12 protein-coding genes are annotated in these 13,813 nt (G+C 28.0%); 11 read left to right on the top strand and 1 reads right to left on the bottom strand.

Annotated elements, in window-relative coordinates:
* Window positions 1–258 precede the first annotated feature (258 nt).
* From ABUA17_RS03510 to ABUA17_RS03520, 3 genes are all read left to right on the top strand, one after another.
* On the top strand, window positions 259–1,431 hold the full coding sequence (locus ABUA17_RS03510) for an AGE family epimerase/isomerase (RefSeq protein WP_042398400.1): 1,173 nt from the start codon (window positions 259–261) through the stop codon (window positions 1,429–1,431).
* 3 nt (window positions 1,432–1,434) lie between these two features.
* Window positions 1,435–2,613 carry a glycoside hydrolase family 130 protein gene (locus ABUA17_RS03515; protein ID WP_042398397.1) on the top strand — a complete coding sequence of 393 codons (1,179 nt, stop codon included), beginning with the start codon at window positions 1,435–1,437 and terminating at the stop codon, window positions 2,611–2,613.
* A 247-nt stretch (window positions 2,614–2,860) separates the two neighbouring features.
* Window positions 2,861–3,448, top strand: coding sequence for a protein kinase family protein (locus ABUA17_RS03520; protein WP_042398394.1), 588 nt, complete (start codon window positions 2,861–2,863; stop codon window positions 3,446–3,448).
* A gap of 141 nt (window positions 3,449–3,589) precedes the next feature.
* On the opposite strand, the gene ABUA17_RS03525 is transcribed toward ABUA17_RS03520, so the two are convergent.
* Window positions 3,590–3,904: a PTS sugar transporter subunit IIA gene (locus ABUA17_RS03525; RefSeq protein ID WP_055276791.1), complete on the bottom strand. Its 315-nt coding sequence runs from the start codon at window positions 3,902–3,904 to the stop codon at window positions 3,590–3,592.
* 147 nt (window positions 3,905–4,051) lie between these two features.
* Here ABUA17_RS03525 and ABUA17_RS03530 point away from each other — a divergent pair, with 147 nt between their 5' ends.
* The 8 genes from ABUA17_RS03530 (at window position 4,052) to ABUA17_RS03565 (ending at window position 13,704) form a co-directional block, all read left to right on the top strand.
* Window positions 4,052–4,762, top strand: a complete 711-nt coding sequence (locus ABUA17_RS03530; RefSeq protein ID WP_042395671.1) for a GntR family transcriptional regulator — start codon at window positions 4,052–4,054, stop codon at window positions 4,760–4,762.
* A gap of 285 nt (window positions 4,763–5,047) precedes the next feature.
* Window positions 5,048–6,445 carry a 6-phospho-beta-glucosidase GmuD gene (gene gmuD, locus ABUA17_RS03535; RefSeq protein WP_042395674.1) on the top strand — a complete coding sequence of 466 codons (1,398 nt, stop codon included), beginning with the start codon at window positions 5,048–5,050 and terminating at the stop codon, window positions 6,443–6,445.
* An 87-nt stretch (window positions 6,446–6,532) separates the two neighbouring features.
* Window positions 6,533–7,477 (top strand): ROK family protein, encoded by a 945-nt coding sequence (locus ABUA17_RS03540; protein ID WP_055276788.1) that lies wholly within the window; start codon window positions 6,533–6,535, stop codon window positions 7,475–7,477.
* Between the two features lie 56 nt (window positions 7,478–7,533).
* On the top strand, window positions 7,534–8,469 hold the full coding sequence (locus ABUA17_RS03545) for a type I phosphomannose isomerase catalytic subunit (RefSeq protein WP_042395678.1): 936 nt from the start codon (window positions 7,534–7,536) through the stop codon (window positions 8,467–8,469).
* Window positions 8,470–8,644: 175 nt separating this feature from the next.
* The gene (gene eno, locus ABUA17_RS03550; protein ID WP_042395681.1) at window positions 8,645–9,940 is read left to right on the top strand and encodes a phosphopyruvate hydratase; all 1,296 of its coding nucleotides are present in this window, start codon (window positions 8,645–8,647) and stop codon (window positions 9,938–9,940) included.
* A gap of 250 nt (window positions 9,941–10,190) precedes the next feature.
* Window positions 10,191–11,297 (top strand): SGNH/GDSL hydrolase family protein, encoded by a 1,107-nt coding sequence (locus ABUA17_RS03555; RefSeq protein WP_055276784.1) that lies wholly within the window; start codon window positions 10,191–10,193, stop codon window positions 11,295–11,297.
* A gap of 207 nt (window positions 11,298–11,504) precedes the next feature.
* Entirely contained in the window at window positions 11,505–12,611 is a 1,107-nt protein-coding gene (locus ABUA17_RS03560; RefSeq protein WP_055291802.1) for an SGNH/GDSL hydrolase family protein, read from the top strand.
* Window positions 12,612–12,621: 10 nt separating this feature from the next.
* Entirely contained in the window at window positions 12,622–13,704 is a 1,083-nt protein-coding gene (locus ABUA17_RS03565) for an SGNH/GDSL hydrolase family protein (RefSeq protein ID WP_349817910.1), read from the top strand.
* Window positions 13,705–13,813 lie beyond the last annotated feature (109 nt).

Here is a 13,813-nt window from a genome sequence, read left to right on the forward strand (position 1 = left end):
CTTTAACATGAACGTACCCGTATGGGTTATTTTTTTTGCAATTAATTAGTGTTGCACTTGATATTGTAATTTATCATTTATAAAAAATAAAAAACATACAAATATTATTAAAAATTAGCAATTAATAAGATTTTAATATAGATTAATTGAATAGATGAAAATGTTAACATATTATAATTGTGTAACCCACTATATAGTGAGTTTATTTTGAAAGAAAATTATTTCGAAATTAATATATAGGAAGTGGAGGATATTTAAATGATTTACGATTTAAGGAAGAAGGCAGAAGAAGAATTATTAAATAATTTAGGACCATTTTGGCTTAAGTTAATTGATAATGAAAATGGTGGATTCTACGGAGAAGTAACTTATGATCTTAAAGTTAATAAGACAAGTGAAAAAGGTGGAATTCAAACATCAAGAATATTATGGTTCTTCTCAGCGGCTTATTGTGCAACAAAAAATGAAGAATATAAAAAAGCTGCAACACATGCTTACGAATTTTTAAGAGATAAATTAATAGATAAAGAATTCAAAGGTGTGTATTGGATGGTTGATTACTTAGGAAATCCTATAGACACTAGAAAACATGTATATTGTCAATCATTTGCTATATATGCGTTAAGTGAATATTATAAAGCAACAAAAGATAAACAAGCCTTAGATTTAGCAATGAATTTATTCTCATTAGTTGAAAATATTGGGTTCAACAAAGAAAATTCAGCGTATTTAGAAGAGTTTGATAGAGAGTGGAATATAACTCCAAATGAAATGTTAAGTGAAAATGGTGTCATCGCTGAAATTACAACTAATACACATTTACATGTTTTAGAGGGTTATACTAATCTTTATTCTGTAACTAATAATAGAGTTGTAGGTGAGCGATTAAAGGAACTTATATATACTTTCTATAATAAAATTTATGATAAAGAGCAACACCTATTAAAGATATTCTTTGATAGTGAATGGAATACAATTATTGATGTTAAATCATATGGTCATGATATTGAGGCAAGCTGGCTTATAGATGATGCTTATAAGGCATTAAATTTAAAAGATGAATCTATTGAAAAAATGATAATTGACATAGCTTATAACATTAAAGCACAAATTCAAGAGGATGGTTCTTTAATTAATGAATCAGAAAATGGAGTTAAAGATTATACAAGAGTTTGGTGGGTTCAAGTTGAAGCTATGGTAGGATATTTAAATGCTTATGAAAGAACTCATGATGAATCATTCTTAAATATAGTTAATAATTTAATGACATATACTATGAAAAATATGGTTGATCCAAGAGAAGGTGGAGAATGGTATTGGTCTATAGAACCAAATGGTAAGCCAACTGAAAGAAGTGTTATTGAACCTTGGAAAACACCTTATCACAATGGAAGATTTTGTTTAGAATTTATGAAGAGAATAGGAGAATAAGAAATGATACATGAAAAATATTATGCATTAAAGGAAGAACAAGAAAAATTAATAACAAGAAAAAATGAAATAGATACAACTTGGTATAACGGTGTTTATGATAGATATAAATATCCAGTAATAACTAGACATCATGTACCAGTTGAATGGAGATTTGATTTAAATAAAGAAACTAACCCTTACTTCATGGAAAGATTAGGAGTAAATGCAACTTTAAATGCAGGAGCTATTTATTTAAATGGAAGATATTATTTAGTTGTAAGAACTGAAGGTTTAGATAGAAAATCTATTTTTGCATTAGCATCAAGTGAAAATGGTTTAGACAATTTTAGATTTGAATCATTAATACAATGGGAAGATACCTGTAAAGAAGAAACTAATATTTATGATATGAGACTTGTTAAACATGAAGATGGGTATATCTATGGAATTTACTGTTCTGAAAGGAAAGATCCAGATGCAGAACCAGGAGATACATCTTCAGCAGTGGCCCAAGCAGGTTTAGTAAGAACTACTGATTTAAAAACTTGGACAAGATTACCAGATATAAAAACTCCATCTCCACAACAAAGAAATGTTGTATTACATCCAGAATTCGTAAATGGTAAATACCTTTTATACACTAGACCACAAGATGGATTTATTTCTACAGGATCAGGTGGAGGAATTGCTTACGGATATTGTGATGATATGACTAATCCTGTTGTTAGTGAAGAAAAAATAATGCATGAGAAGAAATATCATACAGTTTATGAAGTGAAAAATGGACAAGGCCCAGCTCCAATTAAAACTGAAAAGGGATGGATACATGTAGGACATGGCGTTAGAAATACTGCTGCAGGATTAAGATATGTTCTTTATACTTTTGCAACAGATTTAGAAGATCCAACAAAGATTATTGCATTACCAGGAGGTCATTTTATTGCTCCTTATGATGATGAAAGAGTTGGCGATGTTTCTAACGTAATCTTCTGTAATGGACTTACAGTTGATGAAAATAATAATGTAAATATCTACTATGCATCAAGTGATACTAGATTACATGTTGCTACAACTACAGTAGATAAATTAATAGATTATACATTCAATACACCAGCAGATCCTTATAGAGCACTTCTTTGTACAGCACAAAGACAGGAGCTTATAAACAAAAATGAAGAGCTGCTAAAGAATGAAAAATAATATATCTAACAAAAATAAAGGCGATTACAGAAATGGAGTTGCCTTTATTTCTGTAATAAGTTAAATATGAATATATAAATAGTAATGGATAATGAAAAATAAAATTGAAAATTTTATTTAATTATTTTTACTTATTATTTATTTCGTTATAAATTTGAAAGGTGAAAATACGTAACTAGCAATAGTTGTTATAAATGCATACACTAATTAATATAATAGTATAAATATTAATAAAGGGTAGGGGACAATGGCTAGGACATATGCATATTCAGCAGACTTTGATAAAGAGTTAGAAAGTCTATTTAAAGATGCTAAGTTATTAGGTGAAGGTCATAATGGTATTGTTTATGAAGTGCCAGGAAATAAAGCAATAAAAATATTTACTGATAAAAATATTTGTAAAAGCGAAGCAGATATATTATATAAAGTCAAAAAGTCTAAGTATTTTCCTAGGATATATAAAAATGGGGAGTATTATATATTAAGAGAAATGGTAAATGGTAAAAGGCTTGACCACTACATTCAAGAAAATGGATTAAGTCAGCAATTAATCTATAATTTGTATAGATTAATTAATGAATTTAAAGCTTTAAAGTTTACAAAGCTTGATGCGAGATGTAGAGATATATATGTAAATGAAAATGAAAGAGTAAAGGTAATAGACCCAAAACAATGCTATAAAAGAAAGGTTGATTATCCAAGGCATTTAATGAAAGGGCTTGAAGGAATAGATTGTTTGGAAATATTTTTAAGTGGGATATATAGTATTGATAAAAAAACAGCACAAGAATGGAATAAAAAAATAGATCAATATTTTAAGAAAATTAGGATATAAAATTAAGGGGCTATTAATTATTAAGCCCCTTTTTCTTGTAAAAAAATATATGTAGATTAAAATTGTAAGAGTTATTAACTTTAGCTTTTTTTATATACATAAAAAAATAAACTAGCCATAAAAGCTAGTTTAAAGAATAATTTATTTAGAATATTTTTTGTGTGTCAAAATAAGTTCTTCTACTAACATTTTTAAAGTTTCAGTTGTCATTAATTGATCTTCTGCATGCATTAAAATTAGTGAGAAAGGTAATTGTTCACCATTAGCTTCTTGTTGAACTAATCCAAAATGACTATGATGAGCTTTTGATAAAAATTCTCCCGCTGTAGCAACTTTAGCATCAGCTTCATCAAACTTTTCTTCTCTAGCTAGTACTAAAGCTTCCATTAGCAAAGATTTTGCTTCTCCCACATTACTTATTAATTCAAATGATATTAATTCCATATTGTTTTCCATAATATAACCTCCTAAAAAGTATATACTTATTATACTACAAAGCATTACATTTTATAATAAAAAATATATTTTATTTAACTTGTATAAAATATAAATAATTAGTAGAATAGTGTATAAGAAATTAAATTTGAAAGCGAGTTTTTAGAAATGTTAAAATATGAAAAAATAGCTTTTGATATAAAGGAAGACATATTAAGTGAAAAATATAAACCTAATGAACAACTTCCTTTTGAAAAAGAATTATGCGAAAAATATAATGTAAGTAAAATGACAGTTAAAAAAGCTTTAGATCTATTAGTTAATGATGGTTTAATAATAAAAAGAAGAGGTTCTGGAACTTTTGTAAAAGATATAACTGAAAAAGAAATTCAAAGGATTATAGAAAAAAAACAATTTTCAGGATTAACAACTACTAGTATAGGTCATAAAGTTACTAGTAAAGTTTTAGAATTTAAGATTATTAATGCAACAAAGGAAATTGCTGATATATTAAAAATTGAAGAAGATGAATTTATTTATTTTGTACATAGGGTAAGATATGTAGATGATAAAGCTGTAGTTATTGAAAAAACATACATCCCATTAAATCTTATTCCAGGGATGAAATTAGCAGATGTAAAAAAATCTATATATGGATATATTAAAGATAAACTAGGTTTAAATATTCAAAGTGCTCATTCAACTGTGAGAGCTATGAAAAGTGATGAGTTAGATAGAAAATATTTAAATTTAGAAAAAGATGAGCCAATTTTAGAAGTTGAAAGAGTTGCATATTTAGATAATGGAAAAGTATTTGAATATTCATTTTCTAGACATAGATATGATAAATTTGAATTTAAATCAATTACAGTAATATAATAATTTAAATAAAAGATGCTTAATTAGCAAAATAAATGCTAATTAAGCATCTTTTATTTTTTTTTATAAAGTTTATAAATGAAAAAACATCATTAAATACTGATAATAAGCTGGATTAACTTTTAATATGGAAGTAAAAGGAGATACTAAAAAAATAAAAGATATAACTTGTTTTATAAAAGTATAGACGTATTAAAAAAGAAAATATATAATATAAGTGTAAAACGGCTTAAATATTAAAAATAAAATAAATTTTGAATAATGAAACTCTAAGGGGGAAAAGAAATGGACAAGAAGTATATATTTCCGAAGGATTTTTGGTGGGGCTCAGCTACATCAGGACCACAATCAGAAGGTGATTTTAATAAACCACATAAAAGTGTATTTGATTACTGGTATGAAGTAGAGCCAGAAGCATTTTTTGATAGAGTAGGACCATCAGTTACATCTAATTTCTATAATAGCTATAAAGAAGATTTAGCAATGTTAAAAGAAATAGGGTTAAACAGTTTTAGAACATCAATTCAATGGACTAGACTTGTAAAGGATTTAGAAACAGGAGAGCCAGATGAAGATGCAATAAGATTTTATAATGATGTTATAGATGAAACAATAAAAAATGGAATGATTCCAGTAATGAATTTACATCATTTTGATATCCCGGTTGAGTTATATAATAAATATGGTGGATGGGAATCAAAACATGTTGTTGATTTATTCATAAAATTTGCTGAAACAGCATTTAAATTATTTGGTGATAGAGTTAAGTATTGGACAACTTTCAATGAACCAATAGTTGTTGTTGAGGGAGAATATTTATATCAATTCCATTATCCAAAATTAGTTGATGGTAAAAAGGCTATGCAAGTTTTATTTAATTTAAATCTTGCGTCTGCAAAGGTAATCAATAAGTTTAGAGAACTTGGATGTGATAAAGATGGTGGGAAAATTGGTATAGTTCTAAACTTAACTCCAGCATATCCAAGAAGTAATAGTGAAGAAGATTTAAAAGCTGCTAAAATTGCAGATGATATATTCAATAATTCTTTCTTAGATCCAGCTGTAAAAGGACACTTCCCAGAATCATTAGTTGAATTATTAAAAGAAAATGGAGTTATGTGGGAAGCTACAGAAGAAGAAATGAAAATAATATCTGAAAACACTATTGATTTCTTAGGGGTTAACTATTATCAACCAAGAAGAATACAAGCTAAGGAAAGTGAATTTGATAACTCAAAGGGTTGGTTACCGGATAAGCATTTTGATTATTATGATATGCCAGGAAAGAGAATGAATCCTTATAGAGGATGGGAAATATATCCACAAGCTATGTATGATATAGCTATGAATATAAAGAATAATTACAATAATATTCCTTGGTACATTTCTGAAAATGGAATGGGTGTTGAAGGTGAAGAAAAATATATAGATGAAAATGGTGCAATTCAAGATGATTATAGAATTGAATTCTTTGAAGAGCATTTACAATACTTACATAAAGGTATTGTAGATGGATCTAATTGTTTTGGATATCATTCATGGACTCCAATTGATTGTTGGTCTTGGTCAAATGCATATAAAAATAGATATGGATTTATAGCTGTAGATTTAGCAACACAAAAGAAGACAATTAAAAAATCAGGTAGATGGATTAAAGAAGTAGCCCAAAATAACGGATTTTAATTTTAAATAATAGTAAATATTATAGGGGAAGATTTTAAGTATCTTTCCCTATAATAGATTTTTAAAAAGTAGAAGGGATAAAATAATATGAGTAAAGAATACGTTGTTGCTGTAGACTTAGGTGGAACAAAAATTTATACAGCATTAGTTGATTTAGATGGAAATATGGTAAACGAAAAAATTGTTGGCACTGAAGCTGATAAAGGTGTTGAAACAATAGTAAACAATATTAAATCTACTATAAATTATGTTATAAATGGAATAGATAAAAATAACATAAAAGCAATAGGAATTGGATCACCAGGTCCTCTTGATGTAAAAAAGGGGTTAATAGTAGCACCTCCAAATTTACCTTTTAAAAATTATAATATAGTTGAGGAATTGAAAAACACATATGAACTTCCAACTTTCTTAGATAATGATGCTAATGCTGCAACTCTAGCTGAGTATATGTTTGGAGTTGGTAAAGGTACAGAAAATATGGTTTACGTAACTGTAAGTACTGGAATTGGTGGCGGAGCTATATTAAACGGGAAAATATATAGAGGAAGCACTTCAAATGCACTAGAAGTAGGACATACTACTGTTTCTGAAAATGGACAAAGATGTGGATGTGGCAATAAAGGATGCTCAGAAAGAATGTCTTCAGGAACAGCTATAATGAAGAGATCAGTAGAAGCTGTTAATAGTAATGTAAAAACATCACTTAAAGATTATGAAAATGTAAGTGCTAAGGAAGTATTTATAGAAGCAGCTAAAGGTGATTATGTTGCTAATGATATCTTAAACGAATTATTATCATATTTAGGATTAGTAGTTTCTAATGTAATGAACACATTAGATCCAGATATGGTAGTCCTAGGTGGTGGAGTTATTAATGGTGGAGATATTGTAATTGAAAAAGTGAGAGAAGTTGTTAATAGTAGATGTTTAGATATAATAGCAGAGAACTGTAAGATTGAAAAATCAAATTTAGAAGGAAAATCTGGTGTTTTAGGAGCTGCTGCATTAGCTATAAGTGAATTAAAATAATAAATTTTAAATATTATGTTTATAATGTAAATTTTATATAAAAGGAGAGTAAAGAGATGTATCCAATAAGATTTGAGAATATTTATTATGATAAAATATGGGGTGGAAGAGATTTAGAAGAGTTCAGAACAAATTTACCAGAGGGGGATATTGGTGAAAGTTGGGATATAGCTTGCCATCCAAATGGAACAGGAATAGTTGCAAATGGTGAATTAAAAGGAAAATCATTTACTGAAATAATTGAAGAGTTTGGACATTCATTAGTTGGTACTAAGGTTAGCACAGAAAAATTCCCTCTATTAGTTAAATTAATTAACTCAAGAGAAAAACTTTCTGTACAAGTTCACCCTGGTGATGAATATGCTAAGAGAGTTGAAAATGAATTTGGTAAAACAGAAGCTTGGTATGTTGTAGCAGCAAAACCAGGAGCTAAATTAATTGTTGGGACAAAAAATTGCGATAAAGCTGTATTTGCTAAAGCAATTGAAGAAGGAAAATGTGAAGATTACTTAAATGTTATTGATGTTAAAAAGGGTGATTGTTTCTTAATTAATAGTGGATTAGTTCATGCTATTTGTGAAGGGTTAATAATTGCTGAAATTCAACAAAATTCAGATGTAACATATAGAGTTTATGACTATGGAAGACCAAGAGAAATTCATGTTGAAAAATCTCTTGATGTAATTAACTTTGATTTAGAAGCAGCAAATTTATCTAATAACGAAGTTGTTAAATTTGATGGATTCTCAAAAGTTGATTTCTGTGAAAATGAATATTTTGGAATGCAAAAAATTAATGTTGAAAATCAATGGAGCGATTGTAGCAATGAAGAAAAGTTCTTTATTTTAACATTTGTAGAAGGTAATGGGATTATAGAGGGAGAAGGTTTCTCAGAAGAAATCAAAATGGGAGATAGTTATTTAATTCCAGCTACTTTAGGAAAATATGTTGTAAAAGGAAATATTGAAGTAATTAAAAGCTACCCAATGTAATTATATAATCACCTCTAGGTAAAGTTCGTTATATGAACTTTATCTAGAGGTGTATTTTTTATAGAAAAAGTGATTTAGTTGAATATTATTTCTTTTCACTGTAAAAAATAATTAGGTAGATATTTTAGAAGAAAATAAAAATTTCATTTATTTCTAAAAATAAGGAGGATTTGAAATGAAAAATTTTGTTGAGATTGTAGACGTTGTTGCAAGACAAATATTAGATTCAAGATGTTTTCCAACAGTTGAAGTTGAAGTTTATCTAGAAGATGGAACAATGGGTAGAGCAGCAGTTCCATCAGGAGCATCAACTGGAATTTATGAAGCAGTTGAATTAAGGGATGGTAAAAAAGATTATTACATGGGAAAAGGTGTTTTAAAAGCTGTTGAAAATGTTAATGATACAATAGCAGAAGAATTGATAGGATGTAATGTATTTGATCAAACATACATTGATAAAATGCTAATAGAACTTGATGGATCAAATAATAAGGGAAACTTAGGAGCTAATGCTATATTAGGAGTTTCATTAGCAGTAGCACAAGCAGCTGCTAATTATTTAGGATTACCTTTATATCAATATGTTGGAGGAGTAAATGCAAAGGTACTGCCAGTTCCAATGATGAATATTATTAATGGTGGTTCACATGCAGACAATTCGGTTGACCTTCAAGAATTTATGGTTATGCCAGTTGGATTTGATAATTTTGATAAAGCAGTTCAAGCTTGTGCAGAAGTTTATCATGCATTAAAGAAAACTTTAAATGATAAAGGATATTCTACTGGTGTTGGTGATGAAGGTGGATTTGCACCAAACTTAAAGAGTAATGCAGAAGCTATTGAAGTAATTTTAGAAGCTATCAAGAAAGCTGGATATGAACCAGGAAAAGATATATTTATAGCTATAGATGCTGCATCATCTGAATATTATAAAGATGGTAAGTATGTGCTAGAAAATGAAGGTAAAACTTTAACTGCATCAGAAATGGTTGATTTCTTTGAAGATTGGGTAAATAAGTATCCTATTATATCTATTGAAGATGGAATGGCCGAAGAAGATTGGGAAGGTTGGAAGCTACTTACTGATAGATTAGGTAAGAAAGTTCAATTAGTTGGTGATGATTTATTTGTTACTAATACTCAAAGATTAGAAGAGGGAATTAAGAAAGGTGTTGCTAATTCAATTCTTATTAAGTTAAATCAAATAGGTACTTTAACAGAAACTTTAAATGCTATAGAAATGGCTAATAGAGCTGGATATACAGCAGTTATTTCTCATAGAAGTGGTGAAACTGAAGACACTACTATTGCAGATTTAGTTGTTGCTGTAAATGCTGGTCAAATTAAAACTGGTGCTCCTGCAAGATCTGAAAGAGTTGCTAAGTATAATCAATTAATTAGAATTTCTGAAGAACTTGATGATGTTGCAGAATTTAGAGGTAAAAAAGCATTCTTCAACATTAAAGAATAATAAATAAGTTGCGGTATAAGGTCGTACTTTTTAAGAGTACGACTTTTGTATTATAAATATACAAATTAATTATAAAAATTTACATACTTTTATTAAGATTTATTAGGTATTTTTAAGGTAAAGGGTATTTTATAATTATTGTATGAAGAAAGAAAGTTATACTTATACTACTGAAAACCTATGAGTTTGATTAGTTTAGATTACTCTAAGCTAAATAGTAAGCTATCTGTTAAGATGGAGGTAGATGTGAATGAATTTTACTATTACTAAAGAAATGATAAAAAATTCATTAGTGAATAAAGGAGATGTAGCTAGAATAGTAGAAGTTATTAGAAAAGCTAATAGCGGTCAAGATATAAGTATAGCATTTTTAGGTGGGTCCATAACTGAAGGATGTAATGCAACAAGTTTTGAAAAGTGTTATGCAAGTAGGGTTTATTCTTGGTTTAAAGAAAAATTTAAAAACATAAATATTAATTATATAAATGCAGGTGGAGGAGCTACAGGTTCAATAATAGGTGTTCATAGAGTTCAAAAGGAGGTATTATCTAAAAATCCAGATATTATATTTATAGATTTTGCTGTAAACGATACAGAAAGTATGTGGGATAAGATAGGATATGAGAGTTTAATTAGGAGAATATTATCAGTAAAAAAAAATCCAGCGCTTATAGAAATATTTATGAGTGATTGCAATTTTAATAATGTTCAAGAGCAGCAAATAGAAATAGGAAAAAGATATAATTTACCCATGGTTAGTTTTAGGAATGCAATTTATCAAGAAATTAAGGCTAATAAATTAGAATGGAATCAAGTTTCTGATGATGAAATTCACCCTAATGATTATGGACACTTTATAATTGCAGAATTATTAATAGATTTTATAAATAATATTATAAATAATTTAGATGGACAAGGTAAGGATAAAGTAGAATTAGGTGCTCCATTGTATGGAGATAAATATATAAGTGGTAAAATATTAAATAATAAGAATTTACAAGTAAGTTATGTTAATGATTTCTTGGAAGATAATGAAGGTTTTCAAGTATTTAAAGAGGGATGGAGGTATATTTCAGATAATGGGGGGAAAGCAACCTTAATATTTGAAGTGGAAGGGAAAAATATATTTTTATTGTATAAAAAATCAATTAAAAAAACTGCAGGTAAACTACACGTTAAGGTTGATGGAACTAAAGCTATGTTAGTAAATACTTACTTTAAAGGTGGTTGGGGAGAGTATGCAGAGACTAGGATATTAGTAAATGATTTAGAAATAGGAAAACATAAAGTAGAGATAAGAGTAGTTGATGAAGAAAAACCTGTGGAAGTAAGAGTAATGGGACTTTTGGTATCATAGATAATTAAAATATTAAGCATTAAAAACCATGTTAAAACAAACATGATTTTTTTATGAATTATTTGATGAATAAAACTATTTTTCAGATTTATAGTAAATTTTTAAGATATATAATTATATATATCAAAAAAGTATAAAATTATAATGTGAGAAATATAAACTAATTTTAAATATTGATTTTAATATAGCAGATATAGGAGGCGTATTATGGGGTTTAAAATAACTGATGAAATGATTAAAAACTCTTTAGTAAGTAAGGGGGATATTGCAAGAATTGTACAAGTAATTAAGAAAGCTAAGAGTGGACAAGATATTACAGTAGCATTCTTAGGTGGATCAATAACACAAGGATGTAATGCAAGTAATTTTGAACAATGCTATGCAAGTAGAACTTATAGATGGTTTAAAAATACATTTAGTGATATAAACGTAAAATATATAAATGCAGGAGTAGGGGCAACAGGTTCGGTAATAGGAGTTCATAGAGTTGAAAATCAAGTATTATCTTATAATCCTGATATAGTATTTATCGATTTTGCAGTTAATGATAAGAATATAATTTATGATAAAAAAGCATATGAGAGTTTAGTAAGAAGAATATTATCAATGGAAAATCCACCAGCAATAGTAGAAGTGTTTATGACAAATTTTGATGGTAGTAATGTACAAGACCAACAAATAGAAATAGGAAGAAAATATAATTTACCAATGATAAGCTTTAGAAATACTGTTTATACTGAAATGATTGAAAATAGATTAAAATGGGATGAAGTTGGAAGTGATGAAGTTCACCCAAATGATTATGGACATTTTATAATATCAGAATTATTAATAGATTTCATGAAAAATATATATAACAATTTGGAAGAGTTAAAAGTTAATAAAATAGAGCTTGGAGAACCGTTGTTTGGAGAAGATTATATAAATGGTAAAATATTAAATAATAATAATTTAATATGTAAAGAGGTATCTGGATTTAATTTAGATAATGAAGGTTTTCAAGTATTTAAAAATGGATGGAAGTTTGATTCTACACAGGGAAAAGAAGCTTTATTAAAAGCTTCAATAGAAGGTAATAATATATTTTTACTTTTTAAGAAGTCTATAAAAGATACGGCAGGAAAGTTAGAAATAAAAGTTGATGGTAATAATGTAATTACGGTAGATACATTTTTTGGAAAAGGATGGGGAGATTATTCTGCAACGCAGGTTTTAGTAGAAAAATCATTAAATACAAAACATGAAATTGAAATAAGAGTAATAAATGAGGATAAACCAGTTGAAGTAAATATAATGGGATTTTTAGTTTCTTAGGAGGATAATTATGTACTTAAATGAGTTAGATAAAGAAAAATATATATTAATAGAAGCAGATAATTCAAATTATCAATATATGGGAAGAGTGGACTTTGAAAACCCTAAATCACCAACAATTATTTATGCTGGAAGTATGATTAAGACAAAATTTACTGGGACAAGTATTAAAGTTGCTATTAAAAATATACATGCATGCTATGAGAATGCTATTGGGTTTATCATAGATGGAAATATAACAGGTAAAGCTGTTATAGAAGAACATGATAAGGATATTGTTTTAGATATTGCTGATGAATTAAGTGAAGGGCTTCATGATTTAATTTTATTTAAGAGGTCAGATGCTGCTCATTATTTTGATTTTTATGGTGTGGTGCTAGAAAAAGGATGCCATTTAGAAAAGCCAGAGGCTAAAAGTAATAGAAGAATAGAATGTTTTGGTGATTCTGTATCAGCAGGTGAGGTTTCTGAAGCTATTGATTATGTTGGGAAGGTTGATCCAGAAGGGCATGAAGGAATATATTCTAATGCATGGTATTCTTATTCTATGATGACTGCAAGAAATTTAGGGGCTGAGATTAATAATAATGCTCAAGGTGGAATTGCAGTATTAGATGGCACAGGATATTTCAATCCAAGCTTAGGTTATAGAGGATTAGAATCTACTTACGATAAATTAAGATATAGTGCAGAGCTTGGAGAGTGTAATAAGTGGGATTTTAATAGATATACTCCACATGTAGTTATTATGGCTTTAGGTCAAAATGATTCACATCCAGTTGACTATATTAATGATGATATGGAAAAAAGGGAACATTGGAAATCTAAATATAAAGAAATTATTCTTGATTTAAGAAGCAAATATTCTAATGCACTAGTTGTTGTTATTACAACTTTATTATGTCATAACGAAGGTTGGGATACTGCGTTAGATGAAATGACAAAAGATATTAATGATGAAAAAATTGTTAGATTTAAGTTTAAAAGAAATGGTATAGGAACACCAGGACATTTAAGAATTCCTGAGGCAGAAGAGATGGCAGAGGAATTGACTGGATTTATAGAAAGCTTTGGAGAAGAAATTTGGAATTAATTATCTAGTATAAATAATGTAAAAGTAAATTTTTATTATTAAATTAAAATTTTTTATACTTTTCAAACATTTTTACAGATATATATACAAAAACAAAGATAAAGTAGTA

Origin of the sequence: Clostridium sp. RTP31139st1_H3_RTP31139_211217 (assembly GCF_040227035.1) — a bacterium.
GTDB lineage: Bacteria > Bacillota > Clostridia > Clostridiales > Clostridiaceae > Clostridium > Clostridium saudiense.

What these genes read in the sequence shown, in the direction of transcription:
- ABUA17_RS03510 (WP_042398400.1), top strand. Translation starts at nt 259, where the DNA reads ATGATTTACGATTTAAGGAAGAAGGCAGAAGAAGAATTATTAAATAAT.
- ABUA17_RS03515 (WP_042398397.1), top strand. Translation starts at nt 1,435, where the DNA reads ATGATACATGAAAAATATTATGCATTAAAGGAAGAACAAGAAAAATTA.
- ABUA17_RS03520 (WP_042398394.1), top strand. Translation starts at nt 2,861, where the DNA reads ATGGCTAGGACATATGCATATTCAGCAGACTTTGATAAAGAGTTAGAA.
- ABUA17_RS03525 (WP_055276791.1), bottom strand. Translation starts at nt 3,904, where the DNA reads ATGGAAAACAATATGGAATTAATATCATTTGAATTAATAAGTAATGTG.
- ABUA17_RS03530 (WP_042395671.1), top strand. Translation starts at nt 4,052, where the DNA reads ATGTTAAAATATGAAAAAATAGCTTTTGATATAAAGGAAGACATATTA.
- gmuD (WP_042395674.1), top strand. Translation starts at nt 5,048, where the DNA reads ATGGACAAGAAGTATATATTTCCGAAGGATTTTTGGTGGGGCTCAGCT.
- ABUA17_RS03540 (WP_055276788.1), top strand. Translation starts at nt 6,533, where the DNA reads ATGAGTAAAGAATACGTTGTTGCTGTAGACTTAGGTGGAACAAAAATT.
- ABUA17_RS03545 (WP_042395678.1), top strand. Translation starts at nt 7,534, where the DNA reads ATGTATCCAATAAGATTTGAGAATATTTATTATGATAAAATATGGGGT.
- eno (WP_042395681.1), top strand. Translation starts at nt 8,645, where the DNA reads ATGAAAAATTTTGTTGAGATTGTAGACGTTGTTGCAAGACAAATATTA.
- ABUA17_RS03555 (WP_055276784.1), top strand. Translation starts at nt 10,191, where the DNA reads ATGAATTTTACTATTACTAAAGAAATGATAAAAAATTCATTAGTGAAT.
- ABUA17_RS03560 (WP_055291802.1), top strand. Translation starts at nt 11,505, where the DNA reads ATGGGGTTTAAAATAACTGATGAAATGATTAAAAACTCTTTAGTAAGT.
- ABUA17_RS03565 (WP_349817910.1), top strand. Translation starts at nt 12,622, where the DNA reads ATGTACTTAAATGAGTTAGATAAAGAAAAATATATATTAATAGAAGCA.